Genomic DNA, 26,128 nt, shown 5'->3' on the forward strand with positions numbered 1-26,128 from the left:
TTTCGAGTCCTCATTGAGCAGTGGCACTCTTCTAAGGAGGCGGCTCGTGGTGACGAGATCAGCCAAGTCGGCAAGGCGGTTGACGGGATCAAGGCGATGGTGGCCCAGAAGGCCGCCGAGCGGGCCGAGATCAAGCGCATCGCCGACGAAGCTGCGTCCCGTGAACGTCGCCGCACGATGGTGGAACTCGCGCATGGGTTCGAGCAGGGCGATCGGTGGCATCGTCAACATGGTGTCGTCCTCGGCGACCGAGTTGCAGGCAACTGCCTCGACCATGACCGCGACGGCCGCCGAGACCGTGTCGCAGTCGATGACCGTCGCCGCCGCTGGGAAGGCAGCCTCCAACGTCGGCACAGTTGCTGCGGCACCCGAGGAGTTGGGCGCGTCGGTGCAGGAGATCGGACGTCAGGTGCAGGGCTCGGCCTCGCTGGCGCACGCTGCGGTCGGTGAGGCGGACCATACGGCTCGCCTCGTTGAGGAACTCTCGGCGGCCGTCTCGCAGATCGGTGATGTCGTCGGGCTGATCTCGTCGATCGCCGGGCAGACCAACCTGCTGGCCTTGAACGCCACGATTGAAGCGGCACGTGCCGACGAGGTAGGCCGCGGCTTTGCTGTGGTGGTCGCCTAGGTCAAGGAACTCGCTGCCCAGACCTCTCGGGCCACCGGCGAGATCGGCGGGCACATCGGGCGCATCCAAGGGGTTACCGGTCAGGCTGTCACGGCGATGGATGCGATTACGGTGCGCATCCGAGAGATCAACGTGGTCACCTCCACCATTGCCTCAGCCGTGGAGGAGCAGAGCACAGCGACTCAGGAGATCGTCCGCAACGTCGCTCAGGCGGCCACCGGCACGGCAGAGGTGACCTCGAACATCGCCGGTGTCGCCCAGGCGTCTGAGGATACCGGCGCGGCGGCCAGTCAGGTGCTCGCGTCCGCCTCCGAACTCTCCCGTCAGTCCGAGCACCTCACGAGCGAGGTCCACCGTTTCCTCCAGTCCGTTCGGGCGGCCTGAGAGGCCGCCGTTGGCGGAGCGCCTACTTAGAGATAGGGGTGTGCAGAACCCGTGATCGGGCTCTGCATGTACGTCGTCAGGCGGTCGTCGGCTAAATCGTCGTCGGCGACGACCGTGCCCTGTCCTGAGATGCGCCCGGCCTTGAAGAGAGAGAATAGGGCTTCACGGCCATGCTCGGTGACCTCGAAGGGCGCCTCGTCGTGCGGGTACGCGAGCGAGGTGGGTAAATCCGATGGATCGCTCCGCACGATCAGCCTCTGCCAGACCAGAGGATCCGGCGTGGCCCCGGCTTGATGCGCGAACTGCTCGATCTCGGACCATGTCATGGTGGTACGACCGCGGATCTCCAGGAGAAGTTGCACCTGACCATCCGAGAGCGCCCACTGCATGTCGCTCTCGCTGTAGAGACCGCCGTACTTCCGAAAGCCCAGCGTGAAGACTTCGAACGGCACGCGGACCGAAGGCTTGCGAGGGCTGTCGTCGAACGCGAACTGGTGGAGGTCCACCATCGTCTTGGAGCCCGCCTCCTTGTTGACGAGGTCGACGTGGAAGAGATCCCCAATGCGCCAACCGATGGTCCCCCGGGTCTTGCCGCGCAGGTAGGGATCGTTGACGGCGATCCAGTTCTCCTGCTCGACCCACCAGATGTAGCGCGAGGAGAACGGCCCACCCACGGCGAGGCTGCTCGGGCTTGACGGCAGCACCGCCTTAGCGGCCCGGAAGTCCTTGAACCCGCGCTTGCGGGCGACCTCGTCCAGGCAGGCGGTGTGATTCTTGGCGATCCCGCGCTCGGAGAGCGCCTCGCGTAGGGCCTTGGCCTGAGCCTTCAGGTCGGCGATCGTGACAAGGGACGTCATCCGCATCCTCACTCGATCCGGGGCGTCACGGTCAGATGCTCGCGTTTCCGACCCGCTCCGGAGAGTGGGTTGCGTCGGGAGGTAGAGACCGGAGTTTTGCCATGCCTTGCGGCGCGAGCGGGAGGCACATCCGAGGCCCGGCAGAGAACCTCCCACCGGGACCTGGGTCTGTCAATGGGTCGGCTCACAGGCTGGCCTTGGACGCTTAGGCCAAGGCTGGACCGGCAGAAGTGCGTTCGGGTCGCCGACGATCTAGTGCTCGATCTGCTCTTGGTATCAACCGCGTCGGCGACGATTCCCACCCATACAGCGCTACGCGCCCATCGACGCTGCCCAGCCCTGACGGTGATCGTCGGCGTGACGATCACGGCCGAGCGCTGGGTCGATAATAGTTGCCGAACCGGCGGACCGTGCCACCCTCGTGGTCCAACAACTCTTGGCTTTCCGCACACCGCCCGGACCACGCCCGCCCTCAAGGCGACGATCGTCCAGGAAGTCCGTGCACAAAGTCAGGAGTGGTGTACGGGAGTTTCTGCACGATGGGCAGCACGGCGGTCGGGCGTAGGTACGGATACAGCCGGGTCTCAACCTCAGACCAGGATTGGACCATCCAACTCGACGCCCTCGCAAAGGCTGGCGTCGATGATCGAGACGTCTACCGCGAGAAGGCCAGCGGCGCCCGACGCGATCGAACCGAGCTTCGCCGCGTCCTCGACCTCCTCCGGCAGGACGATCAGATCGCCGTGTTCGCCCTCGACCGACTCGCCCGCTCGCCGCTGCACCTGCTCCAGATCGTCGAGGAGATCGAGGCCAAGGGCGCCAAGCTCGTCTCCCTGCGCGAACAGATCGACACGGGCTCGGCCATGGGCCGCTTCTTCATCACCGTCGTCGGCAGCGTCGCCGCCCTGGAGCGCGACCTCATTCTCTCCCGCACGAAGGCGGGCGCGGCCCTCGCCCGCGAGAGGGGAGTGCGGTTCGGCCGCCCGCCCAAGCTCACCCCCGCCCTGATCCGGCAGGTCCTGCTCGCCCACGACGATCCGGCGACGACGGTGCCGGAGACCTGCCGCGTCCTCGGCATCAGCCGCTCTTCATACTATGCCGCGCTTCGCACCGGTCAGAGTGAGAAGCACGCCGCCTAGATCCGGGTCTACGCCGCGGCAGCCTTCGTGGTCAGGAACGGGAAGGTGATCTGGTCGATGTGCCGCTTGAGCAGCGGCACGTCGTCCTGGAGCATCAGGTAGTGCTCCTCGGAGACGTCGGCGGGCTTGTGCCCGGTGATCGCGTTGATCGAGGGCTTCGGTACCCCCGTCACGTAGGCCGCGTGCTCGAACGTCTTGCGCAACGAGTGCACCGTCAACCGCCGGTTCGCCCCGAGCGCGGCGTCGATCTCTCGGTTGAGCTTGCTGCTGATCGCCCCGCTCCAGCGCTCCGCTGAGGCACGATAGGTCAGTTCCGGGAAGAGGCGATCGTCGGCACGCTTGACCAGATCGAGGATGCCGAGGTCGAGCAGGTCGCGATGCAGCGGGATCAGGCGCCGGTTGTGCGGGCTCTTCACCCGGGCCTCGTGCAGATCGACGACCTCCACCCCGTCGCGCCGCACGAACCAGGACGCGCGAAGCTGCGCCATCTCCTCCAGGCGCGCGCCCGTGAGCAACAGCAGGCGCGGCAACCACAGCACGGCGCCGGTCTCGCGCTCGGTCCGGGCGAAGACACGGGCGAGTTGGTCGAGGTCGAAGCGCTGGTAGCTGCGCCGCGCGGCGCTGATCGTCGCGCGATCCGGCCCCAAGCCCCGGAACGGGTTCGCCGGGATGACGTCGGCAGCCACGGCCGCGTTGCAGATGGTCGCGAGCCCTGTCACCGTCTTCTTGAGCGTGGCGACCGAGCCGACGCGCAGGCCGCGCACGAACCGCTCGGCATCCTGGCGGGTGATGGCGGTGATCGCCTTGTCGCCGATCTGAGCCTCGAAGCGGGCGATCGCCTTCTCGATGTCGAGCCGGGACCGGCGTCGAGGTGGGGCTCCTTTGCGCTCGCTCCGGCGAGGCAGATAGACCTCTTCGTAGGCCCGGCGCAGCGTCATGATCTTCGTGCGGACGGGCGTTTTGGGCTCGGCGTCGGGGTCGACGCGCTTCGCCACGATGGCACGCTCAGGCCCGGCGCTCGACCTGACGATCCCGTCACGCTGGTACGGGCCGGGGTCGAAGGCCCACGCCGAGAACGAGGCCCCGCCTCGAACTTCCCGGATCAGGTCGCCGAGATCGGCAGCAGCCCGCAGCGCTCGGCTCCGCGCCGCGAGCGGATCACGGGTTCGCAAGGAGAAGGTGACGGTGCGCTTCACGCCGGTGACGCCCAGCCCTTCAAGCCGGTCGACGACGTCGTCGGGAAGCTGGAGGCGGAAGCGGAACATGCCGCCCCGCACGGCCTGCCGGGTGAACGGGACCAGCGCGTACCGCGGCATCCTTGATCGCGAGCCCTCGACGTTCGACAGTGGCAACCGGCCGTCGAGTCCTCGACGCTAGGAAACGCTACCCCGGATCCGGAATCCGGCAACGAATTTGAGCCCTTGAATTCGGTCCTCCGGCTCGACGACCGAGTCCCGTAGGGCGCGCCATGCGGGCTTTGAGCCCTTGATGGGGCGAGCATATCCCAATCATCTGAGCTTCGTATAAGGCGGGCCGTCCAAAGTGGCTCGGCAGCCGGCATGGATCGGGGGCGATACTCCACGCGTGGGCGCCACGGCCTCAGCCGGCACGCCATCGCACATTCCTTCGCATCGTCAGCCGCTGGACAGTGAGTGTGCTTGCAGGCCTCTGCCTGCCCTGGCTTGGCGGCAGTTCGGTGCCCGTCACTGCCCCCTCCGGGTACCGGGCTGCCGCCTCTTCCCGACAGATTGAACCAGATCCGGCACCGCGCGGATCTACCGGCGTCTCGCGCAAGCCCGGCGACCGAATGCCCGCGAGGGATGCGGTCAGTTCAGCGACGGGTCGCTCCTGTCCCGTCTCGTAGGAGGTCGGCGATCGGCAGCAGGATGGGGTCGCCGACCTCGCTGCACTCGACCACCAGCACGCCGTCCGTCCACGCCACGCTCGGATCCACTAAAACGAGAAGCGTCCGGGCGAGCCGGCGGGCCTCGTCGCGCGCGGCGGCGGGGTCCGCGAGGACGAGCCAGTCTCCGCCGTCGACGAGGCACTCGCAGAGGCTCAGCTTGAAGCGATAACGCGGCCTGGATCGAAGACGCCCCGGGCCATCAGGGGCAGGTCCGTACGTGCGTCGAGATCGAGTCGTGCAACGGGGTCCGGATTGCGGAAGCCGGCGACCTGATCTTCGGGACGGCCAGTCCAGTTCGTGAGACGTCGAGGCAAGCCGCGGCTCTCCTTAGGGTCTCTCCCAGGGCACGAAGATCTCGACGGCCCTCCCCAGCGCCCGCCATCCGGTGCCGGCGCCCGCCCGGCAGCGCCTGGGTGTCGGGGTGGCTTGCGCCCGGCGGGAGTCCCCACCCGCATTCCCGCAAGGTTCGCCAGCCTCGGACAAGGTTGCGCTCCTAAACCCACCGTTACGCGGCAGGGCCCGGGCGTCGGGTCGTTTCGGGACGGGATGGAGTGACGGGCATGGAGGGGTTCGCGTGACGGGGATCTACCTGTTCGATCTCGCCTCGCTGCACACCCGCTACCTGTCGGTGCGCCAGGCGGCGATCGCCGGCAACGTGGCGAACGCCAACACGCAGGGCTACCTCGCGAAGGATACCGTGCCCTTCGCGCAGATCCTCGCGCGGACCGGCGCCGACATGGCGGCGACGGCGCAGAGCCATCTCCAAGCCCCCGGCCTCGGCGTGCCGGTGCGGACGGACAAGTCCGGCTGGGACGTGCTCGAGACTTCGAGCAGCGTCAGCCTGGAGCAGGAGATGCTCAAGGCGAGCGAGGTCTCGCGCCAGCACAACCTCGATGTCGGCGTGGTGCGCAGCTTCCACCGCATGCTGATGTCGGCCGTGAGGAGTGGATCGTGATCGACCCCCTGCAGGCCGCCTCGCGGCTGGCGAGCGCGGGCCTCGAGGCCCAGTCCCTGCGCATGCGCGTGGTGTCGGAGAACCTCGCCAACGCCCAGTCCACCGGCGACGCGCCGGGCGCCGACCCCTATTCGCGCAAGACCGTGACCTTCAAGGCCGAACTCGACCGGGCCATCGGCGCCGCGTCGGTGCGGGTGCGCGACATCGACACCGACAAGACCCCGTTCCGGGTCGAGCACGACCCGAGCAACCCGGCGGCGGACCAGAACGGCAACGTCAAGCTGCCGAACGTCAACGCCCTGATCGAGATGGCCGACATGCGCGAGGCCAACCGCTCCTACGAAGCCAATCTGCAGGTGATCAAGCAGGCCCGCGCCATGGTGGCCAGCGTGATCGACCTCCTGAGGACATGAGCATCCGATGATCGAGGCCCTCACCCTCTCGGCCTTCGACCGGGCCGCCGCCTCCGCCCGGCCCGAGGCCGCCGCCTCCGTCCAGCGGGCGATGCTGCCCCCGGTGACCGGCGCCGTCCCGGGCGCCGACGCCGCCGCCCCGGCGGATTTCGGGCAGATCATGGCGAGCTTCGCCTCCGGTGTGCGCAACGACCTGCGCGCCGGCGAGGCCGCCTCGATCGCCGGCATCCAGGGCAAGGCCTCGGCCCAGCAGGTCGTCGAGGCGGTGATGTCCGCCGAGCAGAGCCTGCAGACCGCCGTCGCCATCCGCGACAAGGTCGTGTCCGCCTACCTCGAACTGAGCCGCATGGCGATCTGAGGACGTTACGCAGATGAGAGCGCTCGCCGTCGCCGCCACGGGCATGTCCGCCCAGCAGCTCAACCTCGAAGTCATCGCCAACAATATCGCCAACCTGAACACGACCGGGTTCAAGGGGGCGCGGGCCGAGTTCACCGACCTGCTCTACCAGGCCGAGCGCCAGCAGGGCGTGCCGAACCAGTCCGGCCAGGAGGCGATCCCCGAGGGCGCGATGCTCGGCCTCGGCGTGCGCGCCGCCGCCATCCGCAACCTGCACCGCCAGGGCCAGCTGACGAACACGGCCAACCAGCTCGATCTCGCCATCAACGGTCGCGGCTACTTCCAGATCCAGAGCCCGAGCGGCGAGATCAACTACACCCGCGCCGGCGCCTTCAACAAGAACGCCACCGGCCAGCTCGTCACGCTCGAAGGCTACACCGTCGACCCGGCGATCCTGATCCCGAACAACGCCACCGAGATCACCATCAACCAGTCGGGCCAGGTCTTCGCCAAGATCGAAGGCCAGGTCGCGCAGCAGAACATCGGCCAGCTCACCATCGCCAACTTCGCCAACGAGTCGGGCCTCGAGCCTCTCGGCAACGGCCTCTACCGCGAGACGCCGGCCTCGGGCGCGGCGGTGATCGGCAATCCCGGCGACGTCAGCTACGGCAAGCTGCAGCAGGGCTACCTCGAAGGCTCGAACGTCGATCCGGTCAAGGAGATCACCAGCCTGATCACCGCCCAGCGCTCGTTCGAGATGAACTCCAAGGTGATCCAGGCCGTCGACGAGATGGCCGGCACGATCTCCAAGGGCATCCGCTGAGCCGGGATCCCGGGCGTCCCAGCCCCGCGGACCCCCTCCACGGTGAGACTGCCTCGCCGCCGGCTCCGGCGGCGCCCCTCCTCCCGGCGCGACACCCCATGGTCACCTCTCTCTGGCATCTCCGCCTCCGGCGCTCGCGCCTCCTCCTGGCGCTGGTCGGCCTCTGCCTGCCGGCGGCCCTCGGCGTGGCCGCCCCGGTCCCGTCCTCGCCCGCCGACATGTCCCCCGCCCTCACGGCGGGCGAGCTGATGCTGCCGGTGCCGACCGTGACGATCTATCCGGGCGACACGATCAAGGAGTCGATGCTGCGGCTCCAATCCTACCCGACGACCTACCGGGCCCGGGCCGCGGTGATCGACGCGCCGATGGCCATCGTCGGGCGCGTCGCCCGCCGGATGCTGCTGCCGGGCGAGCCGGTGCCGGTCAACGCCGTCGACGACCCGCGCCTCGTCAGCCGCGGCACGCCGACCCAGATGATCTTCGAGGAGAACGGCCTCGTCATCACGGCGGTCGGCTCGCCGCTGCAGAATGGCGGCCTCGGCGAGACGATCCGGGTGCGCAACACCGACACCAACCGGATCGTGCTCGGTACCGTGATGGCCGACGGCCGCATCAAGATCGGCGGGTTCTGATGCGGGCCTCCCTGCGCGTCGCGCGCGTCGTCCTCGGCCTCCTCGCGCTCGGCTCCGGCCTCGCGGCCCCGTCCGTCCCGGCCTTCGCGGTCGCCCCGGTGATCGCCACCGGCGGGTATGCCCGCATCAAGGACGTCGCCAGCCTCAAGGGCGTGCGCGACAACCAGATCGTCGGCTACGGCCTCGTCACCGGCCTCCAGGGCACCGGCGACACCCTGCGCAACGCCCAGTTCACCGAGCAGTCGCTGCAATCGATGCTCGACCGGATGGGCATCAACGTGCGCGACGCGCGCCTGCGCACCCGCAACGTCGCCGCCGTGATGGTGACGGCGGATCTGCCGCCCTATGTCGGCGCCGGCTCGCGCATCGACGTGACGGTGACCTCGCTCGGCGACGCGACCTCGCTGCGCGGCGGCACGCTGCTGATGACGCCTTTGTCGGGCGGCGACGGCAACGTCTACGCCGCCGCGCAAGGACCGCTCGCGGTCTCGGGATTCTCCGCGCAGGGCCAGGCCGAGCAGCTGACGCAGGGCGTACCGACCGCCGGCCGCATCCCCAACGGCGCGCTCATCGAGCGCGAGGTGCCGGGCGCGTTCCGCGACCTGCCCGAACTCGTCTTCGAACTGAAGAACCCCGACTTCAAGACCGCCACGATGGTGGCCGATGCCATCAACGCCTACGCGATGGGCCGCTTCCACCGCCGCATCGCCAGCCCGCGCGACCAGCGCTCGGTGGTGCTCCAGCGCCCCCGCGACATGATCCTGCCGCGCCTCGTGGCCGAGATCGGCGACCTGACGATCCAGCCCGACGTGCCGGCCCGGGTCGTGGTCGACCAGCGCACCGGCACGGTGGTGATCGGCCGCAACGTCCAGATCTCCACGGTGGCGGTCACCCACGGCAACCTCACGGTGCGGGTCACCGAAACGCCGGAGGTGTCCCAGCCCGCGCCGTTCTCGAACGGCCAGACCACGGTGGTGCCGCGCACCGAGGTGGCGGCGCGCGAGGAGCAGGGCCGGCTCGCGGTGCTGGGCGGCTCCGACCTCCAGACGCTGGTGCGCGGCCTCAACCAGGTCGGCCTGAAGCCCACCGACATCATCGCGATCCTCCAGGCGGTGAAGACCGCCGGCGCCCTCCAGGCGGAGCTCGTCGTCCAATGACCCGGATCCTTCTGGCCGCCCTCCTCCTGGCGCTCGCCGGCCCGGCGCTGGCCGCCGGCGACGGCCATGGCGGGCCGGCGCCCGACCCGGCCAAGGACGCGGCGATGCGGGCCATCGCGGCCCGCGACGCCCCCAAGGAGCCGACCGCCCAGGACTTCGCCGCCGGGGGCGCCGCCAAGGACCCGTCCAGGACCGGCTACTGCGCCACCATCGCGGATGCGGCGGCCGATGCCCGCTTCGCCTGGCAGAAGGAGCAACTCGCCGCGCTCGAGAAGCAGGTCGAGGAGCGCATCCGCCGCCTGGAGGAGAAGCGCGCCGAGTACGAGGCGGTGGTCCAGCGCCGCAAGGAATTCTTGGCCAAGGCCGACGAGAGCGTGGTGGCGGTCTACGCCAAGATGCGGGCCGACGCGGCCGCGCTCCAGCTCACCAACATGCCCGAGGACAACGCCGCGGCGATCCTGGTGAAGCTCAATGCCCGCACGGCGAGCGCGGTGCTCGCCGAGATGGAGGCGTCCCGCGCCGCGTCGCTGGCCCGCAAGATGGCCGAAGCCGGCCGCCGCAAGGACAACGAGAGATCGTGATGACCCGCAGAGCTCCGGCTTCCCGCCTTCTTGCCCTCGCCGTGGCGGGTCTCTCCCTCGCCGGCTGCCAGAGCAAGCTCGACGAGTTCGGCCGCCCGCCGGTCCTGACCCCGATCGGCACCGGGCTCGCCGCCCCGCGCGAGGCCCTGCCGTCGAGCTTCGGCACGCTCCAGAGCCGGCACGGCTACCACTCGACCTGGTCGCCGGCGAGCGCCGACCTGTTTCAGGATCCCCGCGCCCGCAACATCGGCGACGTGCTGACGGTCAGCATCCTGATCAACGACAAGGCGCAGTTCGACAATGCCAGCGACCGCTCGCGCAGCCAGAAGTCGAGCCTCGGCTTCGATTTCGGCTACGGCGTCTCGGGCCTGAAGGACTCGGCCACGGCCGATACCGGCATCCGCTCGGGCACCGAGACGAAGGGCCAGGGCACCATCGACCGCAAGGAGAATCTCAGCCTGTCGGTCGCCGCGGTGATCACCGAAGTGCTGCCGAACGGCAACCTGCTGATCAGCGGCTCGCAGGAGATCCGGGTCAACAACGAGGTCCGCGTCCTCAACGTCGCCGGCATCGTCCGGCCGCGCGACATCTCACGCAAGAACACCATCGACTACGACAAGATCGCGGAGGCCCGCGTCTCGTATGGCGGCCGCGGCCGCCTGACCGACGTGCAGGGCCCGACCCTCGGCCAGCAGATCTTCGAGACCGTCGCGCCGTTCTGACGGCCCTGAACCGGAAGGACGCGCGATGGCGGACAAGGACGAGAAGAAGGGCGGCGGCAAGGCCTGGATCGGGGCCCTCGCCCTCTGCACCCTGGTGGCGGTCGGCACCGGCGCTGGCCTCGGCATGTACCTGATGACCAGCGTCGAGAAGGCGGTCGACCAGAAGACCCGCGAGGCGCAGGAGCACGAGAAGGCCGCCAAGGTGCTGAACTATTCGGGTGAGCTCACCCTGCGCAGCGTCGGCTCGGTGGTGACGAACCTCGCCGAGCCGGCCGATTCCTGGGTCCGCATCGAATCCTCGGTGGTGTTCAAGACCGGCAGCCTGCCGACCCCGGACGTCACGATCGCGGAGATCAAGGCCGACCTCGTGGCGTATCTGCGCACGCTCTCGACCGCCCAGATCGAGGGGGCGAGCGGCCTCCAGCACCTGCGCGAGGATCTCAACGAGCGCGTGGCCCTGCGCACCAAGGGCGCCGTGCGCGAGCTCATCGTCGAAGCTCTGGTGGTCCAGTGAGGCATCGCACCAAGGTCGCCCTCGGCGCGACGCTCCTGCTCCTCGTGTCGGCCGGTGCCGCCCTGGCGCAAGCCGCCGGCGGGGGAGCGGCCGGCGTCACCGGCATCCCGGGCCTCGACGCGCTCCTGCCCCCCGGCAACGGTGCCGCGAGCGGGCGCATCCTCCAGATCGTCGCGCTCCTCACGGTGCTGTCGCTGGCGCCCGGGCTCCTCGTGATGGTGACGAGCTTCACCCGCTTTGCCGTCGCGTTCTCGTTCCTGCGCTCCGGCCTCGGCCTCCAGAGCACGCCGGCCAACCTCTTCCTCGTCAGCCTGTCGCTGTTCATGACCTTCTACGTCATGGCGCCGACCTTCGACCGGGCCTGGAGCGAGGGCGTGCGCCCGCTCCAGGAGAACCGGATCACCGAGGAGGAGGCCTTCACCCGCATCACCGATCCGTTCCGGGAGTTCATGTCGGCCCAGGTGCGGCCAAAAGACCTCCAGACCTTCCAGGACCTCGCCAGCCGTACCTTCCCGAAGCCTCAGGAGGGCGAGAAGATCGACCTGCGCATCCTGATCCCGGCCTTCATGATCTCCGAGCTGCGCCGCGGCTTCGAGATCGGCTTCCTCATCGCCCTGCCCTTCCTCGTCATCGACATGATCGTCTCGACCATCGTGATGTCGATGGGCATGATGATGCTGCCGCCGACGGTGATCTCGCTGCCGTTCAAGGTGCTGTTCTTCATCCTGATCGACGGATGGAACTTGCTGGTGAGCGGGCTGGTGCGGTCGTTCTTCTGACGCCTCGTCGATTTGTCTGAAGCGGGTGCCGCGCTACGGCGCGTGGAGCGGACCGGACGGGCGCCGGAGGTCCGCGGGGCGCCCCCACCTCACCCCTCCGCCAGACCGCAGGCCCGCAACCCCTCCCGCATGTGCCCCGGCGCCGGGGCCTCGACGGCGATCGCCGGCTTCTTCGGGTAGAGCGGCAGCGCGAGGGTGCGGGCGTGGAGCTGCAGGCCCGGCCCGCCCTGGCGCGGGGCGCTGCCGTAGACGGAATCCCCCAGGATCGGCCAGCCCATCGCGGCGCAATGGACCCGGAGCTGATGGGTGCGCCCGGTCACCGGGGAGAGCGCCAGCCAGGTCCGCCCGGTGGCCGCGTCGCGCCCCATCACCCGCCAGCGGGTGAGCGAGGGGTCGCCGGCGGGATCGGTCTTCATCCACCAGCTGCGGGGATCGTCGGAGCGGCGCGCGAGCGGCAGGGCGATCTCGCCCGATTCCTCGGGAGGCCCGCCCTCGACCAGCGCCCAGTAGGTCTTGTCGGCCTTGCCTTGCGCGAACAGCGCGTTGAGCCGGGCCAGCGCCTTGGCGTGGCGGCCGAGCGCGAGGCAGCCGGAGGTGTCGCGGTCGAGGCGGTGGGCGGCCTCGGGCCGGCGCGGCAGGCCGAAGCGCAGGGCGTCGAGGTGCTGGGTCAGCGTCTCGCCGCCCTTCGGCCCCGGATGGACCGGCAAACCCGCCGGCTTGTCGATGACGAGCACGAGGGCATCGCGGTAGAGGAGCCGCGAGAGTATGTCGTCAACGATCATGAGGCTGTCGCAGGAGCGGCGGGTGCGGGCGAAGTTCGGGGCAGGCCGCCCTAGATCGTCCGCAGGGTCTGGAGCAAGTGCGGATGAGTGAGACGAAACAGCCGGGCTGGTTCGGCCGACTGTTCGGCCGGAAGGCCGAGACGTCGCCAGGGACCCCTGCCGAAACCCCCGCCGACGTTCCGGCCACGCCCGCCGGGCCCGAATCCGCCGGGCCCGATCCGGCCGCGACGATGCCGACGGAGCCGACCGGCACCCTCTCGGAGGGCGTCCCCGACTTCGCCACCGGCGCCGACGACGTGCTCCCGGCGCCCCCGACCGTGACCGAGGCCTCGCCCGAGACCGCTCCCGAGCACGACCTGCCCGACGAGCTCGCCGGGGCCGACCTCGAACCCGTCGAGGGCGTCCAGCCCGAGGGCGTGGTGCTGGCCGCCCCCGAGCCCGAGCCGGCCGAGGTCGCGCCCGCCGCCGCCGAGATACAGGAGCCGGAGGCGACCGAGACTGACGCGCAGCCCGAGGCGCCCGCGAGCGAGGCGCCGGACGCTCCGGAAGCCGAAGAGGCCGCTCCGCTGGTGATCTACCAGCCCCCGGCCGAACCCGAGGCGCCGGCCGAGAAACGCGGCTGGTGGAGCCGGCTGACCGGCGGCCTCAAGCGCACCTCCTCGGCCCTGTCGGACCGGGTGACCGGGCTGTTCACCAAGCGCAAGCTCGATGCCGATACCCTGGAGGAGCTGGAGGACGCGCTGATCCAGGCCGATTTCGGTCTCGACACCGCGGCCCGGATCGCCGAGGCCGTCGGCAAGGGCCGCTACGAGAAGGGCATCGCCCCCGACGAGGTGCGGGCGATCCTGGCGGCGGAGGTCGAGCGCGCCCTCGATCCGGTCGCCCTGCCGCTGGTGATCGACACGTCCAAGAAGCCGTTCGTGATCCTGATGATCGGGGTCAACGGCGCCGGCAAGACCACGACGATCGGCAAGCTCACGCAAAAGTTCCGGGCCCAGGGGCATAGCGTGATGCTGGCCGCCGGCGACACGTTCCGGGCCGCGGCGATCGAGCAGCTGCGGGTCTGGGGCGAGCGCACCGGTGCGCCGGTGGTGGCCCGGCCCCAAGGGTCGGACGCCGCCGGCCTCGCCTACGACGCGCTCCAGGCGGCGCGCGACGCCGGCACCGACATCCTGCTCATCGACACCGCCGGCCGGCTCCAGAACAAGGCCGGGCTGATGGCGGAGCTCGAGAAGGTGCTGCGCGTCATCCGCAAGCTCGACGCGGAGGCGCCCCACGCCGTGCTCCTCGTCCTCGACGCGACGGTGGGCCAGAACGCGCTGAGCCAGGTCGAGATCTTCCAGAAGGCCGCCGGGGTCACCGGCCTCGTCATGACCAAGCTCGACGGCACGGCGCGGGGCGGCATCCTGGTGGCGCTCGCCGCCAAGTTCGGCCTGCCGGTCCACTTCATCGGCGTCGGCGAGGGCGTGGACGACCTGGAGCCCTTCGCGGCGCGGGATTTCGCCCGGGCGATCGCCGGGCTCGACAAGACCTGACCGAAGGGGGCCGCCCGCGCCCCCTTCGCCACGACTCCCTCGCCGCGCCGCTCGGCCTCACTCCGCGCAATAGGCCGCCATCCCCTCGGCCAGGGCGTCGAAGGTGGCGCGGCAGCGGCGCAGGGAGCGCAGGTCCTCGTGCATCGCCACGAAGGTCGGCAGCTCCCAGACGATCTCCGGCAGAACACGGATCAGGTCCGGGTCGCGGGCGGCGAGCGCGGTGTGGCAGGCGCCGAGGCCGAACCCGGCCCGGACGGCCGCGAGCTGCGCCAGCGTGCTGTCGCTGCGCCAGGCGAAGCGCGCCGCCGCGAGGGCGGGCGCTTCCCGCATCATCGTCCGCAGGAACGGCGTCTCGGCATCGAAGCCGATCACGCTGTGGTGGGCGAGGTCGGCCGGGCGCTCCGGCAAACCGCGGGTCGCGAGGTAGCGGCGGTGGCCGTAGAGACCGAGGCGGACGATCCCGACCCGGCGCGCCACCAGGGCCGTCTGCGTCGGCGGCGCCATCCGCACCGCGATGTCGGCGTCGCGGTGTAGCAGGTCCTGCATCCGGTCGGACAGCATCACATCGACGGCGAGGCCGGGATGGCGGGCGTGCAATCCGGCGAGGATCGCCGGCAGCACCTCGGCGCCGACCACCTCGGAGGCGGTGATCCGGACCCGGCCCGACAGGCCCTCGGCCTCGCTCGCCACCGCCCGGTGCAGGGCCGCCGCGGTCGCCTTCAGGGCGCGGGCGTAGGGCGCCAGGATCAGCGCCGCCTCGGTCGGCGCGAGGCCGGTGGGTGAGCGGGTGAACAGCGCGACGCCGAGCGCCCGTTCGAGCGCCGCGACCTGCCGGCCCAGCGTCGGCTGCGTCAGACCGAGCGCCCGCGCCGCGCCGGAGAGCGATCCCTCCTCCAGCACGGCGAGGGCGGCGCGATAATGGTCCCAGCTCGGCTCGGTCATGCGATGTCGTATAGCCGATCACCGTCCTTCGGCAATTTTTGGAGAGGTCGAGGTCTGGCACACCGCCCCGCATCGACGGAGAGGGATACGCGATGACGAGGACGGCGCTGGTTCTGGGAGCGACGGGCGGGGTGGGCAGCACGGTGGCGCGCCGGCTCGCCGCCGGGGGATGGCGGGTGCGGGCCCTGCATCGCGATCCGACCCGGGCGGCGCAGGCCGCACCGGGGCCCGACGCGGCGGGGGCTGCGGGCGGGTTCGACTGGGTGCGGGGCGACGCGATGGCACCGGGCGACGTCATCGCGGCGGCGTCGGGCGCGTCCCTGATCGTCCACGCGGTCAACCCGCCGGGCTACCGCGACTGGGACCGGCTGGTCCTGCCGATGCTCGAGGCCGGGATCGCGGCGGCGAAGGCCGCGGACGCGCGGCTGCTCCTGCCCGGCAACGTCTACGTCTACGGCCGCGACGCCGGCCCGAACCCGGGCGACGCCGCGCCCCAGACGCCGCGGACCGCCAAGGGCCGCATCCGCATCGCGATGGAACGCCGCCTGCGAGAGTCCGATATCCGCAGCTTGGTCGTGCGGGCCGGCGACTTCTTCGGCCCGCGCACCACGGGCAATTCCTGGTTCTCCTCCGCCCTCGTCAGTCCGGGACGGCCGGTGCGGCGCGTGCTCGATCCCGGCACGCCGGGGATCGGCCACCAATGGGCCTACCTGCCCGACGTCGCCGAGACGATGGTGCGGCTCGCCGAGCGCGAGGCGGACCTGCCCCGCGTCGCCGCCTTCAACATGGACGGCCACTGGGACCCGGACGGACGGCAGATGGTCGCCGCCATCGTCCGGGCGGCCGGGAGCAGAGTTCCGGTGCGACGGTTTCCCTGGTTCCTGCTGCCGCTCGCCGCGCCGTTCTGGCCGCTCGCCCGGGAGATCGGCGAGATGCGCTACCTCTGGCGCGAGCCCCTGCGGATGGACAATGCCGGGCTCGTGGCCTTCCTCGGCGCCGAGCCGCACACGCCCCTCGACCGGGCGGTCAGGGAGACCTTGGTGGGCTTGAGATGCCTGCCCGGTTGAGGCACCAGCTGACGCAAGGACCGCCCCTCCCCGATTCCGTGCAGGATGGATGCGGCAGGCGGGAGACGCGGCAGGCGGGAGACACGGGAGGACGGCGCCGGGATGGGATCGCTCAGGCTACGGTTCGGATTGCTCGTCGGGAGCGCGGCGGCCCTGGTGGTGCTGGCGGCGATCGGCCTCTATGGAGCGCTCCACACCGCCGAGCGCACGCTCGACGCGACGCTCGACGCGCAGGTCCGCCTGGAGCTGATCGCGGAGTTGTCCGGCCGCCTGACCGAGTTCGGTCTCGCGGCGATCGAGGCGGTCGGCGACAATCCGGGCCGGCCCGAGCGGCTGGCCAATGCCCGCAACGAGGTCGATCGGGCCTTGATCGCGGTCGATGACGGCCTCAGCCGCGCGGTCGCCGGCTCCGGCGGCGTCCTCGACCGCACCCAGTACACGGCCCGCGCCCGGCCCCTCGCCCGCCTGCGGGCGGCCCGCGCCACCCTCGACCGGCAGGTGGCGCAGATCCAGCGCGAGCCCGATCCGGCCCGCCGCGCCGACGCGATCCGGGGCGCGCTCAACGCCTTCGGGGCGATGACCGGCCAGCCCCTCACCTTCCTGGTCGAGGCCGAGCGCCGGGCCGTCGAGGCCTCCGCCGCCGAGGTGCGCACCCTGGCCGGGCGGATGCGGGGCGTCGCGCTCGCCGCGGCCGGGCTGATCGTGATCCTGCTGCTGCTGCTGCACCAGAGCCTGACCCGGCCGATCCTGCGCCGGATCGAGGCGATCCGGGCCGGCGCGGCCGCCATCGGCCGGGGCGAACTCGACACCCGGCTGCCGGTGGCGAGCCGCGACGAGCTCGGCCTGCTCGTCGCCAGCTTCAACCGGATGGCGGCGCGGCTGAAGCGGCGCGAGGCCCGGGTCGCCGACGACCGGGCCGCCCTGGAAGAAATCGTCGCCCGCGCCACCGCCGATCTGCGGGCCGCCAACGCCCGGCTCGAGGAGATCGACCGCTCGCGCCGGCGCTTCTTCGCCGATGTCAGCCACGAGCTGCGCACGCCGCTCACCGTCATCCTCGGCGAATGCGACCTCGCCGCCCGCTCCCCCGACACGCCCGACGCCTTCCGGCCGGTCATCGCCACCATCCGCAAGCGGGCGCAGCGGCTGCACCGCCGGGTCGGCGACATGCTGCGGGTCGCCCGCTCGGAATCCGGCCAGATCGAGATGGAGCGCCGGCCCGTCGGCCTCGCGATGATCCTCGCCGAGGCGGTGGAGAGCTGTGCCCCGGAGGCGAAGCGCCGCCGGATCGACCTCGCGCTCGAGCCGAGCCCGACGGATGTCGAGGTCGTGGCCGATGCCGAGTGGCTGCGCCAGATCGTCGAGGGGCTGATCGACAACGCCCTGAGGCACGCCGCCGGGGCGACCCGGGTGCGGGTCGGGTTCTCGGCCCGCGACGCCGGCCTCGGTGCCCGCATCACGGTGGCGGATGACGGGCCGGGCTTCCCGCCGGAGGCCGAGGCCCTGTTCGAGCGCTTCCGGCGCGGCGAGGCGCGGGGCGCCGTCTCGGCCGGATTCGGGATCGGGCTCGCACTGGCGCGCTGGGTCGTTGAGCGCCATGATGGCGCGATCCGGCTCGAAACCCTACCCCCGGCGACGGGTGGCACGGACGGCCGGGCGGCCGGGGCCCGGGTGGTCCTGGACCTGCCCGGCGAGGACATGAGGGAGGACGCGGCATGAGCCGACCACAGGGCACCAGCCGACCCGAGGGCACCAGCCGACCCGAGGGTTCCCGGGGGCAATCATGAACAGCGTTCTGATCGTCGAGGACGATAGCGACATCCGTGCCATGCTGGCCCGGGGCCTGAGCGCGGAAGGGTTCGCGGTCGATCTCGCGGGCGGCGTCGACGAGGCGTTGTCGGCGGCCCGCGAGCGCGTGCCCGAGGCGGTGCTTCTCGACAACATGCTGCCGGACGGCAGCGGCCAGGACGTCTGCCGCTCCCTGCGCGAGGGCGGCTATCCGGGCGCGATCCTGTTTCTCAGCGCCAAGGACGAGGTCGGCGACCGGGTCGAGGGTCTCTCGGTCGGCGCCGACGACTACATCGTCAAGCCGTTCGTGTTCGACGAGCTGCTCGCGCGCCTGCGCGTCCACCTGCAGCGGCGGCGTTCGGCCGGCGAGGCCCGCACCCTCATGACCGCCGGGCGGCTCTCCCTCGACCTCGCGACGCGGCAGGTCCGCTTCGGCGAGACCACCGCCCGCCTGACCCAGCGCGAGGCCGAGCTCCTGGCGATCCTGATGGAGCAGGCGAGCCGTCCGGTCACGCGGGGCGACATCTTCGACCGGCTCTGGGCGAGCCAGGGCGGCCTCTCCCTCAACGTGGTCGACGTCTATGTCGGCTACCTGCGCACCAAGCTCGCCGACATCGCCCGGGCCGGCGGCCCGAGCCTCGTCACCGTGCGCGGCCGCGGCTTCATGCTCGACCTGCACGAGGCCGGATTTCGTCAGTGACGAAATTATTTTGGGCGCAATCGATGCGGGCTAAATCCATGCCCGTTCTGCACAATAAGACCGGTCTGAGAAAAGCGGCCTCCCCTCGCCCCTGGAAATCGGCAAAATAGCGCTTGCGCTCCGAGCCGCGATTGCCGATATATCCTGAGTGACAGAAAATCACTGTCATCTCAACATCTTAGGAAACTCTTAGAGGTTTCCGCCGATCAGGAGAAGCGCCATGAAGTGGTCGATGCCCGTCGTCGCCGAGGTCTGCGTCGGCATGGAAGTCACCAGCTACGAGTCCGCCGAGATCGATCCCTTCAACTAAGGGCTCGCCTCAAGCGCCTCCGGCGGTCCTCGCCGGATGGCGTCCGGCCTCGAAGTTTTCGTCCGCCGGCCCGTTCGGGCCGGATATTTCCCCAACGTTCTGTGGAGAAGCACCATGAAGTGGTCGATGCCCGTCGTCGCCGAGGTCTGTGTCGGCATGGAAGTCACCAGCTACGAGTCCGCCGAGATCGATCCCTTCAACTAAGGGGTCTTGCCACCGCACCGGGACGGACCATGCAGGCCATCGTTCTGGGTTCCGGTGCGGGCGGAGGCGTACCGCAGTGGAACTGTCGCTGCCCGATCTGCGCCATGGCGCGGTCGGGAGACCGCCGCGTCCTGCCGCGCACCCAGTCGAGCCTGGCCGTCTCCGCCGACGGCGATGACTGGCTCCTGGTGAACGCCTCGCCGGATATCCGACAGCAGCTCTTCGATACCCCGGCCCTGCACCCGCGCGAGGGCCTGCGCCACTCGCCGATCAAGGCCGTGCTGCTCACCAACGGCGACGTCGACCATGTGGCGGGCCTCCTCACCCTGCGCGAGGGCCAGCCTTTCCGGTTGCACGCGACCCGCGGCATCCTCGATTCGATCGCGGCGAACCGCGTCTTCGATGTGATGGCCCCGGGCGTGGTCGAGCGCACCGAGATCGCCCTCGACGAGACCTTCTCGCCGGTCCCGGGCCTGTCCGTCACCCTGTTTCCGGTTCCCGGCAAGGTGCCGCTCTGGCTCGAGGACGGCACGCCCGAGATCGGCGCCGAGACCGAGAGCACGGTCGGCGCGATGATCGTGGCCGGGACCAGGCGCCTCGCCTACGTGCCGGGCTGCGCCCGGGTCACGGACGGCCTCAAGGACCGCCTCTCGGGCGTCGACGCGCTCCTGTTCGACGGCACCGTGCTCGCCGACGACGACATGATCCGGGCCGGCGTCGGCACCAAGACCGGCTGGCGCATGGGCCACGTCCCGATGACGGGCGATGGCGGCTCGGTGGCGGCGCTCGCCGAGGTGCCAATCGGCCAAAAAGTCTTCGTCCACATCAACAACACCAACCCGGTGCTGGTCGAGGATTCGCCCGAGCGCCGCGGCATCGAGGCCGCCGGCTGGGTCGTGGCGCATGACGGGCTGGCGCTGAGCCTGTGAGGCGTTTCGCGGGCGGGTCCGTCCAGGACGGTCGCGGGACAGCCTCCGCGAAAACCCCGCGCTGTTCCCATCGGGATATCGGTCTCCAGGCACTTTGGTCGCCCTTGACCGTCCCTTGAGGCGGATCAATGTCCTCCCCACGGGATCACGGACAACGAAGAAACCGGATACGCCAGGACGCCCGACGCCATGCCCGCTTCCCTCGCCACCACCGCCCTCTCGATGCCCCTGCCGCCGGCCGAGGCCTCCAACCGCCTGCTCTCGCCGGCCGAGCTGGAGGCGGCGCTCCGCGACATCGGCGCGCGGCGCTACCACAACCTGCACCCGTTCCACCGGCTCCTGCACGACGGCAAGCTCGACAAGGACCAGGTCCGGGCCTGGGCGCTCAACCGCTACTATTACCAGGCGATGATTCCGGTGAAGGACGCCACCCTGCTGGCGCGCCTGCCGGATGCGGCGCTGCGCCGGGTCTGGCGCCAGCGCATCGTCGACCATGACGGCGACCACGACGGCGACGGCGGCATCGAGCGGTGGCTGAAGCTCGCCGAGGGCGTCGGCTTCGAGCGCGACTACGTGCTCTCGACGCGGGGCATCCTGTCGGCCACCCGCTTCTCGGTCGAGGCCTATGTCCACTTCGTCGCCGAGCGCTCGCTGCTCGAGGCCATCGCTTCCTCGCTGACCGAGATGTTCTCGCCGACCATCATCTCCGAGCGCGTCGCCGGGATGCTGAAGAACTACGATTTCATCACCCGCGAGACCCTGGCCTATTTCGACAAGCGCCTGACCCAGGCGCCGCGGGACGCCGACTTCGCCCTCGACTACGTCGTGCGCCACGCCGTGACGCCGGAGCAGCAGCGTCAGGCGCTCGACGCCCTGCGCTTCAAGTGCAGCGTGCTCTGGACCCAGCTCGACGCGCTCTACTTCGCCTACGTGTCGCCCGGGATGATCCCGCCCGATACCTGGCGGCCGGGCGAGGGCCTGCGGGCGGATGCGATCGGGAGTGCCGCCGCGTGAGCCTGACCCCCGACAGCGTGCCGCGCCTGCCCCGCGGGGTGCGGCTCCGCCACGACACGGTGCGCGACGCCCATGTCCTGCTGGCGCCCGAGCGCACCTTCGACCTCGACCCGAACGCGGTCGCGGTCCTGACCCTCGTCGACGGCACCCGCAGCATCCGCGCCATCGCGGAGGCGCTGGCGCAGCAATACGAGGCCGACCGCGGCGTCATCGAGCCCGACGTGATCGCGATGCTCGACGGCCTCCTCGTGAAGCGCGTGCTCGAGACCGTGCCGGCCGCGTGACGCCGCGGGCGTAGAGCCAGGGAGAGCCACCATGAACGCCGTCTCGGACGCCGTCGCCCGCCCGCCCCTGCCCGCTCCGATCGGGCTACTGGCCGAGCTGACGCATCGCTGCCCGCTGCGCTGCCCGTACTGCTCGAACCCGCTCGAACTCGACCGGCGCTCGGCCGAGCTCGACACCGCGACCTGGCAGCGGGTGCTGACGCAAGCCGCGGCGCTCGGCGTGCTCCACGTCCACCTCTCGGGCGGCGAGCCGACGGCGCGCCAGGATATCGTCGAGATCACCCGGACCTGTGCCGAGCTCGGCCTCTACTCGAACCTGATCACCTCCGGGGTGGCGGGCGCGCTTGGGAAGCTCGACGCTCTGTCGGAGGCCGGGCTCGACCACGTCCAGCTCTCGGTCCAGGCGGCGGAAGCCGCCAATGCCGAGCGGATCGGCGGCCTCAAGGACGCGCAGCCGCAAAAGTTCGCCTTCGCCGAGCGGGTGACGGCGCTCGGCCTGCCGCTGACCCTGAACGCCGTGATCCACCGCGGCAACATCGCCGAGGTGCCGGCGCTGATCGACCTGGCGGTCCGCCTCGGCGCCAAGCGCCTCGAAGTGGCCCATACGCAGTATTACGGCTGGGCCTACGTCAACCGCGCCGCCCTGATGCCGGCGAAACCCGACGTCGACCGCTCGATCCGTACCGTCGAGGAGGCGCGCGAGCGGCTGAAAGGCCAGCTCGTCATCGACCTCGTGGTGCCGGACTACTACGCCAAGTACCCGAAGGCCTGCGCCGGCGGATGGGGCCGGCGGCTGATGAACGTCACGCCCACCGGCAAAGTGCTGCCCTGCCACGCCGCCGAGACGATTCCCGGCCTCGAATTCTGGCACGTCCAGGATCATGCCCTGGCGGAGATCTGGGCGGACTCGCCCGCCTTCCGGGCCTATCGCGGCACCGAGTGGATGCAGGAGCCCTGCCGCTCCTGCGACCGGCGCGAGAAGGATTGGGGCGGCTGCCGCTGCCAGGCCCTGGCGCTGGCCGGCGACGCCGCCGCCACCGATCCGGCCTGCTCGCTCTCGCCGCTGCACGGCAAGGTCCAGGCCCTGGCGGTGGCCGAATCGGCGCTGGAGACGGCGCCCGACTACCAGTATCGCACCATCGGCGGCGCGCCCCGCGTCGCCACGCCCGAGGGAGCGCCCGTGTGAAGAGACGTCTCGTCCTGGTTGCCGCCCTGGCCGCCGGCCTCGCGGGGGCCGCGTCCGCGCAGGACGCCACGCCCGGCAAGGGTGCCGCGCCCGATGCGACGGCCGCGCCGAAGGAGACCGGACCCCAGAACACCGAATCCAAGGATACCGCATCCAAGGACACCGTGAAGCCGAACGCGGTGCAGACGACGGATGCGCCGCCCGACCCCACCACCCTCCTGTTCGAGACCAACCAGATCGGCAACGCCCCGGTCGGGCAGGCGCTGAACTACCGCTACACCCGCTTCAGCGGCATCGAGGGCGCGCCGTTCGGGCCGCCGATCGAGGACCGGATCCGCGAGGAGGTGAGCGCGGGCGAGACGCCGGACACGCGCAACCTGCGGGTCGAGATGTTCTCCGGCGAGCGCCGGATGCCGACCGCGACCTACCGGGACTTTCCGGGCAACCCGGTGCTGGTGCGCTTCCTCGAGCATCACCTCGAGGATCTCGCCAAGGTGCTCAAGGGCAATCCGCGCTACATCAAGAACGGCATCCGGCGGGCGCTGCGCGAGAGCGCCAGCGTGACCGCGACCGAGGTGGAGGTGGACGGTGCCAAGAAGCCGGGCTGGCGGATCGTGGCGCGGCCCTTCGTCGACGACCCGGTGCGCGACCGGCTGCGCGGCTTCGACAGCCTGACCTATACCATCGTGCTCTCCCCCGCCGTGCCCGGCCAGATCGTCTCGATCGATGCCCGGGCCACCAATCCGGAGGGCGGGATCCTGCTCCAGGAAACGCTGACCTATGAACCGAATGCTGGCTAAGGCGGTGCGCCTCGGCGGCCTCGCCCTCGCGGCGGGGCTGGCTGCCTCCCTGGTGGGGCAGACCGCCGCGCGCGCCGACGACAACGACTACCCGACCGAGGCCCGGGCCGATTACGTCTTCGGCTGCATGGCGGCCAACGGCCAGACCCGGGAGGCGCTCACGAAATGCGCCTGCTCGATCGACGCCATCGCGGCGATCCTGCCCTACGACAAGTACGTCGAGGCCTCGACGATCCTGGGCATGCGCCAGGGCATCGGCCAGCGCGCCAACGAGTTCCGCTCGACCAAGATGTTCGACGACAAGGTGGCGGAGTTGCGCCGGGCCCAGGCCGAGGCGGAGATCCGCTGCTACCGGCAGACGGGGCGGTAAGGGCGAGGCGGCGTTCCGGCGGCGCCGGGGCTCAGCCGCCCATGGCGCCGCACTTTTTCCCCAGCACCCCGTCGCCGTTCCGCACGGAGGCGACGGTCTGGCCCCAAGGCTTCGTTACCGAGGGCTTGGTCACCGGCGCGGCGACCGGCAGCGCGCCGGCCGCCACCGCCCAGGCGAAGGCCGCGGCGACGAAGGTTTCCTCCGCAAAGGCCAGGGCCGTTCCGCCGGTCTCGAGCTCGGCGGCTTGTCCGCTGTCGTGGACGAAGCGCGGCGCGAGCCCGAAGGCCCACCCGTAGAACGCGAGGCGCGCCGCCATGTCCGGCACGGACAGGATCACGTAGCCGAGCCGCATCGCCGGACCCCTCCCCGACGCCGGATGCGCCGTCAGGTCCCGTTCGCCGCCGGGAAGGTCTGCGTGAAGACCCGCCCCTCGGTGTCCTTGGCGGTGACCGTGACCGGCTCGGCGTTGCGCGCGAAGGAGAACCGGAAGGTCGGGTCCTCGCTGATCGAGATGCCGCCGGTCATGGTGAAGACCGGCTTGTCGCCCTGGCGCACGGTCATGTTCTCGACGAACCAGGCCGGGGTGTAGGTCCGGGTCAGCTGGTCCATCTGCAGGCCGGAATAGTTCGGGTGGCGAACCTGGACCTGGGCCTCGCCGCGCTCGGCGAAGCTGCGGAACCGCATCTCGCCGAGATGGGCCGTGGAGGCCACCGGGTCCTTGAGGGCGGGGGCCGAGCAGCCGCCCGAGGCCTTGACGAAGACGCGGGTCATGTAGAGCGCGCCCCCCTCGGTCTCGGCGATGGCGCGGACGTAGGAATAGGAGTTCACCCGGATCCGGGTCGAGAGATTGAAATGGCGCTGGCCCTCGGCGAACCGGAAGGTGCCGACCACCGGAGAGGGATTGTCGTCGACCACCAGGGTCAAGGCCTTCACCCGCCGCGGGTCGCCATCGGGCACGGCGATCCGCAGGGTGATCGGCACGATGGCGGCGTCCTCGGCACGCTTGGGCGCCTCCAGGGTGACGAGCCCGGTGCCGTCGCCCAGCGGCTTGTCGCCGGTCACGCTCGCGCGCAACTCCTGCCAGGTGGTCTCCGGCCGGTCCTCCTGCAGCGGCGAGGACCGTGGCGGCGCCGGCGGGGGGCTCGTCTGCGCGGCCACGGCGCTCGATGGCGCAGGACTCGTTGGTGCAGGGCCCGTCTGTGCAGAACCCGTGGCGGCGACCGTCTCGGCTCGCGCCGGCCCCGCGAGGGCCGACCCGACGACCAGGGCCGCGGCCAGTCCCGCGCCGATTCCGGCTTTCCTGGCGTTCCTCTTGCCGTTCTTCATGGCGTTCTCTCCGGCGGCGGGCCCTGGTGGGCCTCTCTCGCGCGTCATCCGCTGCGTGAGCCGGATGCTTGAACCAATGTAGAGGCCCGTTCGCCCCGACGCCAGGATAAGGACCTGACGGAGCGCCGTTTCGCAGCGATCCTCTCAGAAGGGTGATCGCCCCGGCGCCGTTGCACCCACGCCCGGGCCGGCCTATCCCGGGCCGGTCTCCCGCCCGAGGACAAGGCCCTTGACCGCACTCGCCACCCTGCTGCCGGATCTCGGCCGCCGCACCCTGGTGATGGGCATCCTGAACGTCACCCCGGATTCGTTCTCCGACGGCGGCCGCTTCCAGGATCTCGACGCCGCGCGGGACCAGGCCGCCCGGCTGGTGGAGGAAGGCGCGGCGCTCCTCGACATCGGCGGCGAATCGACGAGGCCCGGTCACGTCCCGGTCCCGGCCGACGAGGAGCAGGCCCGGGTGCTGCCGGCGATTCGGGCGCTCGCCCCCACCCTCTCCGTGCCGATCTCGATCGACACCTACAAGGCCTCGACCGCCGACGTCGCGTTGAAGGCCGGCGCGCGGATCGTCAACGACGTCTGGGGCCTGCAGCGCGAGCCGGAGATCGCCCGGGTGGCGGCCCATCACGGCGCCCCGGTGGTGGTGATGCACAACCGCGAGACCATCGATCCGAGCCTCGACATCGTGGACGAGATGCGGGCCTTCTTCGAGCGCTCGCTCGCCATCGCCCGCCAGGCCGGCATTCCCGACCGCGACATCGTGCTCGATCCGGGGGTGGGCTTCGGCAAGAGCTGGGAGCAGCACCTCGAGGCCCTGCGGCGCCTGCCGGAATTGCGGGCACTGGGCTTCCCGCTCCTCGTCGGCGTGTCGCGCAAGTCGGTGCTCGGGCGCATCCACAACGCCGCCACCGCGCCCGCCGACCGACTGTTCGGCTCGATCGCCGCCCATGTCGCGGCGGCGGCCCTCGGGGCCGACATCGTGCGGGTCCACGACGTGCGCCCGCATGTCGAGGCCTGCCAGGTCGTCGACGCGATCACGCGCCCCGCCTCCCGCGCCGGAGCCTGAC

At 70.8% G+C, this 26,128-nt stretch carries 28 protein-coding genes and 2 pseudogenes; 24 read left to right on the forward strand and 6 right to left on the reverse strand.

The window, feature by feature from the left end; genetic code table 11:
- Positions 1 to 33 precede the first annotated feature (33 nt).
- Positions 34 to 1,012, forward strand: a pseudogene (locus miv_RS24885) (methyl-accepting chemotaxis protein); the annotation flags it as partial.
- Positions 1,013 to 1,038: 26 nt separating this feature from the next.
- On the opposite strand, the gene miv_RS24890 reads toward miv_RS24885, so the two are convergent.
- Positions 1,039 to 1,869 (reverse strand): glyoxalase superfamily protein, encoded by an 831-nt coding sequence (locus miv_RS24890; protein WP_207179508.1) that lies wholly within the window; start codon positions 1,867 to 1,869, stop codon positions 1,039 to 1,041.
- Between the two features lie 539 nt (positions 1,870 to 2,408).
- Here miv_RS24890 and miv_RS24895 point away from each other — a divergent pair.
- Entirely contained in the window at positions 2,409 to 3,008 is a 600-nt protein-coding gene (locus tag miv_RS24895) for a recombinase family protein (RefSeq protein ID WP_207179506.1), read from the forward strand.
- Between the two features lie 8 nt (positions 3,009 to 3,016).
- On the opposite strand, the gene miv_RS24900 is transcribed toward miv_RS24895, so the two are convergent.
- Positions 3,017 to 4,324: a DUF6538 domain-containing protein gene (locus miv_RS24900; protein WP_207179505.1), complete on the reverse strand. Its 1,308-nt coding sequence runs from the start codon at positions 4,322 to 4,324 to the stop codon at positions 3,017 to 3,019.
- A 1,164-nt stretch (positions 4,325 to 5,488) separates the two neighbouring features.
- On the opposite strand from miv_RS24900, the gene flgB reads away from it, so the two are divergent.
- From flgB to fliP, 10 genes are all read left to right on the forward strand, one after another.
- Complete coding sequence (flgB, locus tag miv_RS24905) at positions 5,489 to 5,869, forward strand: flagellar basal body rod protein FlgB (protein ID WP_207179512.1); 381 nt, start codon at positions 5,489 to 5,491, stop codon at positions 5,867 to 5,869.
- Entirely contained in the window at positions 5,866 to 6,282 is a 417-nt protein-coding gene (flgC, locus tag miv_RS24910) for a flagellar basal body rod protein FlgC (protein ID WP_048461336.1), read from the forward strand. The genes flgB and flgC overlap by 4 nt, the downstream gene beginning before the upstream one ends.
- Positions 6,283 to 6,373: 91 nt before the next feature.
- On the forward strand, positions 6,374 to 6,640 hold the full coding sequence (gene fliE, locus miv_RS24915) for a flagellar hook-basal body complex protein FliE (RefSeq protein ID WP_420865553.1): 267 nt from the start codon (positions 6,374 to 6,376) through the stop codon (positions 6,638 to 6,640).
- 13 nt (positions 6,641 to 6,653) lie between these two features.
- On the forward strand, positions 6,654 to 7,442 hold the full coding sequence (gene flgG, locus miv_RS24920; RefSeq protein WP_048431520.1) for a flagellar basal-body rod protein FlgG: 789 nt from the start codon (positions 6,654 to 6,656) through the stop codon (positions 7,440 to 7,442).
- Between the two features lie 98 nt (positions 7,443 to 7,540).
- Positions 7,541 to 8,074: a flagellar basal body P-ring formation chaperone FlgA gene (gene flgA, locus miv_RS24925; RefSeq protein ID WP_207179514.1), complete on the forward strand. Its 534-nt coding sequence runs from the start codon at positions 7,541 to 7,543 to the stop codon at positions 8,072 to 8,074.
- Positions 8,074 to 9,231: a flagellar basal body P-ring protein FlgI gene (gene flgI / locus miv_RS24930; RefSeq protein ID WP_058620406.1), complete on the forward strand. Its 1,158-nt coding sequence runs from the start codon at positions 8,074 to 8,076 to the stop codon at positions 9,229 to 9,231. The genes flgA and flgI overlap by 1 nt, the downstream gene beginning before the upstream one ends.
- The gene (locus miv_RS24935; RefSeq protein WP_048431522.1) at positions 9,228 to 9,812 is read left to right on the forward strand and encodes a MotE family protein; all 585 of its coding nucleotides are present in this window, start codon (positions 9,228 to 9,230) and stop codon (positions 9,810 to 9,812) included. The genes flgI and miv_RS24935 overlap by 4 nt, the downstream gene beginning before the upstream one ends.
- Positions 9,812 to 10,534 (forward strand): flagellar basal body L-ring protein FlgH, encoded by a 723-nt coding sequence (flgH, locus tag miv_RS24940; protein WP_048431523.1) that lies wholly within the window; start codon positions 9,812 to 9,814, stop codon positions 10,532 to 10,534. The genes miv_RS24935 and flgH overlap by 1 nt, the downstream gene beginning before the upstream one ends.
- Positions 10,535 to 10,559: 25 nt before the next feature.
- Positions 10,560 to 11,048 carry a flagellar basal body-associated FliL family protein gene (locus miv_RS24945; RefSeq protein WP_048431524.1) on the forward strand — a complete coding sequence of 163 codons (489 nt, stop codon included), beginning with the start codon at positions 10,560 to 10,562 and terminating at the stop codon, positions 11,046 to 11,048.
- Entirely contained in the window at positions 11,045 to 11,827 is a 783-nt protein-coding gene (fliP, locus tag miv_RS24950; RefSeq protein ID WP_048431525.1) for a flagellar type III secretion system pore protein FliP, read from the forward strand. Before miv_RS24945 ends, fliP begins: the two co-directional genes overlap by 4 nt.
- An 89-nt stretch (positions 11,828 to 11,916) precedes the next feature.
- On the opposite strand, the gene miv_RS24955 is transcribed toward fliP, so the two are convergent.
- Positions 11,917 to 12,609, reverse strand: coding sequence for an RluA family pseudouridine synthase (locus miv_RS24955; protein WP_048431526.1), 693 nt, complete (start codon positions 12,607 to 12,609; stop codon positions 11,917 to 11,919).
- Between the two features lie 83 nt (positions 12,610 to 12,692).
- Between miv_RS24955 and ftsY the strand changes: the two genes are divergently transcribed.
- Positions 12,693 to 14,144: a signal recognition particle-docking protein FtsY gene (gene ftsY / locus miv_RS24960; RefSeq protein WP_207179515.1), complete on the forward strand. Its 1,452-nt coding sequence runs from the start codon at positions 12,693 to 12,695 to the stop codon at positions 14,142 to 14,144.
- A 57-nt stretch (positions 14,145 to 14,201) separates the two neighbouring features.
- Here ftsY and miv_RS24965 read toward each other — a convergent pair whose 3' ends face one another.
- Positions 14,202 to 15,086, reverse strand: coding sequence for a LysR family transcriptional regulator (locus miv_RS24965; protein ID WP_207179516.1), 885 nt, complete (start codon positions 15,084 to 15,086; stop codon positions 14,202 to 14,204).
- A gap of 92 nt (positions 15,087 to 15,178) precedes the next feature.
- Between miv_RS24965 and miv_RS24970 the strand changes: the two genes are divergently transcribed.
- From miv_RS24970 to miv_RS25020, 10 genes and pseudogenes are all read left to right on the forward strand, one after another.
- Positions 15,179 to 16,153 (forward strand): NAD(P)H-binding protein, encoded by a 975-nt coding sequence (locus tag miv_RS24970; RefSeq protein WP_207179517.1) that lies wholly within the window; start codon positions 15,179 to 15,181, stop codon positions 16,151 to 16,153.
- Between the two features lie 102 nt (positions 16,154 to 16,255).
- The gene (locus tag miv_RS24975; RefSeq protein WP_207179518.1) at positions 16,256 to 17,869 is read left to right on the forward strand and encodes a sensor histidine kinase; all 1,614 of its coding nucleotides are present in this window, start codon (positions 16,256 to 16,258) and stop codon (positions 17,867 to 17,869) included.
- A gap of 64 nt (positions 17,870 to 17,933) precedes the next feature.
- A complete protein-coding gene (locus tag miv_RS24980; RefSeq protein WP_207179519.1) occupies positions 17,934 to 18,638 on the forward strand; it encodes a response regulator transcription factor in 705 nt (234 codons plus the stop codon).
- A gap of 220 nt (positions 18,639 to 18,858) precedes the next feature.
- The gene (gene pqqA / locus miv_RS24985) at positions 18,859 to 18,948 is read left to right on the forward strand and encodes a pyrroloquinoline quinone precursor peptide PqqA (RefSeq protein ID WP_048426854.1); all 90 of its coding nucleotides are present in this window, start codon (positions 18,859 to 18,861) and stop codon (positions 18,946 to 18,948) included.
- A 114-nt stretch (positions 18,949 to 19,062) separates the two neighbouring features.
- Positions 19,063 to 19,152, forward strand: a complete 90-nt coding sequence (gene pqqA, locus miv_RS24990) for a pyrroloquinoline quinone precursor peptide PqqA (protein WP_048426854.1) — start codon at positions 19,063 to 19,065, stop codon at positions 19,150 to 19,152.
- Between the two features lie 29 nt (positions 19,153 to 19,181).
- A complete protein-coding gene (gene pqqB / locus miv_RS24995) occupies positions 19,182 to 20,081 on the forward strand; it encodes a pyrroloquinoline quinone biosynthesis protein PqqB (RefSeq protein ID WP_207179521.1) in 900 nt (299 codons plus the stop codon).
- 222 nt (positions 20,082 to 20,303) lie between these two features.
- Positions 20,304 to 21,379: pseudogene (gene pqqC / locus miv_RS25000) on the forward strand (pyrroloquinoline-quinone synthase PqqC).
- A 31-nt stretch (positions 21,380 to 21,410) separates the two neighbouring features.
- Complete coding sequence (pqqE, locus tag miv_RS25010) at positions 21,411 to 22,565, forward strand: pyrroloquinoline quinone biosynthesis protein PqqE (protein WP_207179523.1); 1,155 nt, start codon at positions 21,411 to 21,413, stop codon at positions 22,563 to 22,565.
- On the forward strand, positions 22,562 to 23,365 hold the full coding sequence (locus tag miv_RS25015; RefSeq protein ID WP_207179524.1) for a hypothetical protein: 804 nt from the start codon (positions 22,562 to 22,564) through the stop codon (positions 23,363 to 23,365). Before pqqE ends, miv_RS25015 begins: the two co-directional genes overlap by 4 nt.
- Positions 23,355 to 23,735: a hypothetical protein gene (locus miv_RS25020; RefSeq protein WP_207183626.1), complete on the forward strand. Its 381-nt coding sequence runs from the start codon at positions 23,355 to 23,357 to the stop codon at positions 23,733 to 23,735. Before miv_RS25015 ends, miv_RS25020 begins: the two co-directional genes overlap by 11 nt.
- A gap of 31 nt (positions 23,736 to 23,766) precedes the next feature.
- Here miv_RS25020 and miv_RS25025 read toward each other — a convergent pair whose 3' ends face one another.
- Together miv_RS25025 and miv_RS25030 are read right to left on the reverse strand one after the other, a co-directional pair.
- On the reverse strand, positions 23,767 to 24,087 hold the full coding sequence (locus miv_RS25025) for a VOC family protein (protein WP_207179526.1): 321 nt from the start codon (positions 24,085 to 24,087) through the stop codon (positions 23,767 to 23,769).
- 32 nt (positions 24,088 to 24,119) lie between these two features.
- Positions 24,120 to 24,893, reverse strand: coding sequence for a quinoprotein dehydrogenase-associated SoxYZ-like carrier (locus tag miv_RS25030; protein ID WP_244748696.1), 774 nt, complete (start codon positions 24,891 to 24,893; stop codon positions 24,120 to 24,122).
- A 448-nt stretch (positions 24,894 to 25,341) separates the two neighbouring features.
- Between miv_RS25030 and folP the strand changes: the two genes are divergently transcribed.
- A complete protein-coding gene (gene folP, locus miv_RS25035) occupies positions 25,342 to 26,127 on the forward strand; it encodes a dihydropteroate synthase (RefSeq protein WP_207183627.1) in 786 nt (261 codons plus the stop codon).
- Position 26,128: the final 1 nt, after the last annotated feature.

Source organism: Methylobacterium indicum, from assembly GCF_017347565.1.
GTDB classification, from domain to species: Bacteria; Pseudomonadota; Alphaproteobacteria; order Rhizobiales; family Beijerinckiaceae; genus Methylobacterium; species Methylobacterium indicum.

Coding starts and splice junctions, on each gene's coding strand:
- miv_RS24890 (WP_207179508.1), bottom strand. CDS start 1,869: ATGACGTCCCTTGTCACGATCGCCGACCTGAAGGCTCAGGCCAAGGCC.
- miv_RS24895 (WP_207179506.1), top strand. CDS start 2,409: ATGGGCAGCACGGCGGTCGGGCGTAGGTACGGATACAGCCGGGTCTCA.
- miv_RS24900 (WP_207179505.1), bottom strand. CDS start 4,324: ATGCCGCGGTACGCGCTGGTCCCGTTCACCCGGCAGGCCGTGCGGGGC.
- fliE (WP_420865553.1), top strand. CDS start 6,374: ATGCTGCCCCCGGTGACCGGCGCCGTCCCGGGCGCCGACGCCGCCGCC.
- flgG (WP_048431520.1), top strand. CDS start 6,654: ATGAGAGCGCTCGCCGTCGCCGCCACGGGCATGTCCGCCCAGCAGCTC.
- flgA (WP_207179514.1), top strand. CDS start 7,541: ATGGTCACCTCTCTCTGGCATCTCCGCCTCCGGCGCTCGCGCCTCCTC.
- flgI (WP_058620406.1), top strand. CDS start 8,074: ATGCGGGCCTCCCTGCGCGTCGCGCGCGTCGTCCTCGGCCTCCTCGCG.
- miv_RS24935 (WP_048431522.1), top strand. CDS start 9,228: ATGACCCGGATCCTTCTGGCCGCCCTCCTCCTGGCGCTCGCCGGCCCG.
- flgH (WP_048431523.1), top strand. CDS start 9,812: ATGACCCGCAGAGCTCCGGCTTCCCGCCTTCTTGCCCTCGCCGTGGCG.
- miv_RS24945 (WP_048431524.1), top strand. CDS start 10,560: ATGGCGGACAAGGACGAGAAGAAGGGCGGCGGCAAGGCCTGGATCGGG.
- miv_RS24955 (WP_048431526.1), bottom strand. CDS start 12,609: ATGATCGTTGACGACATACTCTCGCGGCTCCTCTACCGCGATGCCCTC.
- ftsY (WP_207179515.1), top strand. CDS start 12,693: ATGAGTGAGACGAAACAGCCGGGCTGGTTCGGCCGACTGTTCGGCCGG.
- miv_RS24965 (WP_207179516.1), bottom strand. CDS start 15,086: ATGACCGAGCCGAGCTGGGACCATTATCGCGCCGCCCTCGCCGTGCTG.
- miv_RS24970 (WP_207179517.1), top strand. CDS start 15,179: ATGACGAGGACGGCGCTGGTTCTGGGAGCGACGGGCGGGGTGGGCAGC.
- miv_RS24975 (WP_207179518.1), top strand. CDS start 16,256: ATGGGATCGCTCAGGCTACGGTTCGGATTGCTCGTCGGGAGCGCGGCG.
- miv_RS24980 (WP_207179519.1), top strand. CDS start 17,934: ATGAACAGCGTTCTGATCGTCGAGGACGATAGCGACATCCGTGCCATG.
- pqqA (WP_048426854.1), top strand. CDS start 18,859: ATGAAGTGGTCGATGCCCGTCGTCGCCGAGGTCTGCGTCGGCATGGAA.
- pqqA (WP_048426854.1), top strand. CDS start 19,063: ATGAAGTGGTCGATGCCCGTCGTCGCCGAGGTCTGTGTCGGCATGGAA.
- pqqB (WP_207179521.1), top strand. CDS start 19,182: ATGCAGGCCATCGTTCTGGGTTCCGGTGCGGGCGGAGGCGTACCGCAG.
- pqqE (WP_207179523.1), top strand. CDS start 21,411: ATGAACGCCGTCTCGGACGCCGTCGCCCGCCCGCCCCTGCCCGCTCCG.
- miv_RS25020 (WP_207183626.1), top strand. CDS start 23,355: ATGCTGGCTAAGGCGGTGCGCCTCGGCGGCCTCGCCCTCGCGGCGGGG.
- miv_RS25025 (WP_207179526.1), bottom strand. CDS start 24,087: ATGCGGCTCGGCTACGTGATCCTGTCCGTGCCGGACATGGCGGCGCGC.
- folP (WP_207183627.1), top strand. CDS start 25,342: ATGGGCATCCTGAACGTCACCCCGGATTCGTTCTCCGACGGCGGCCGC.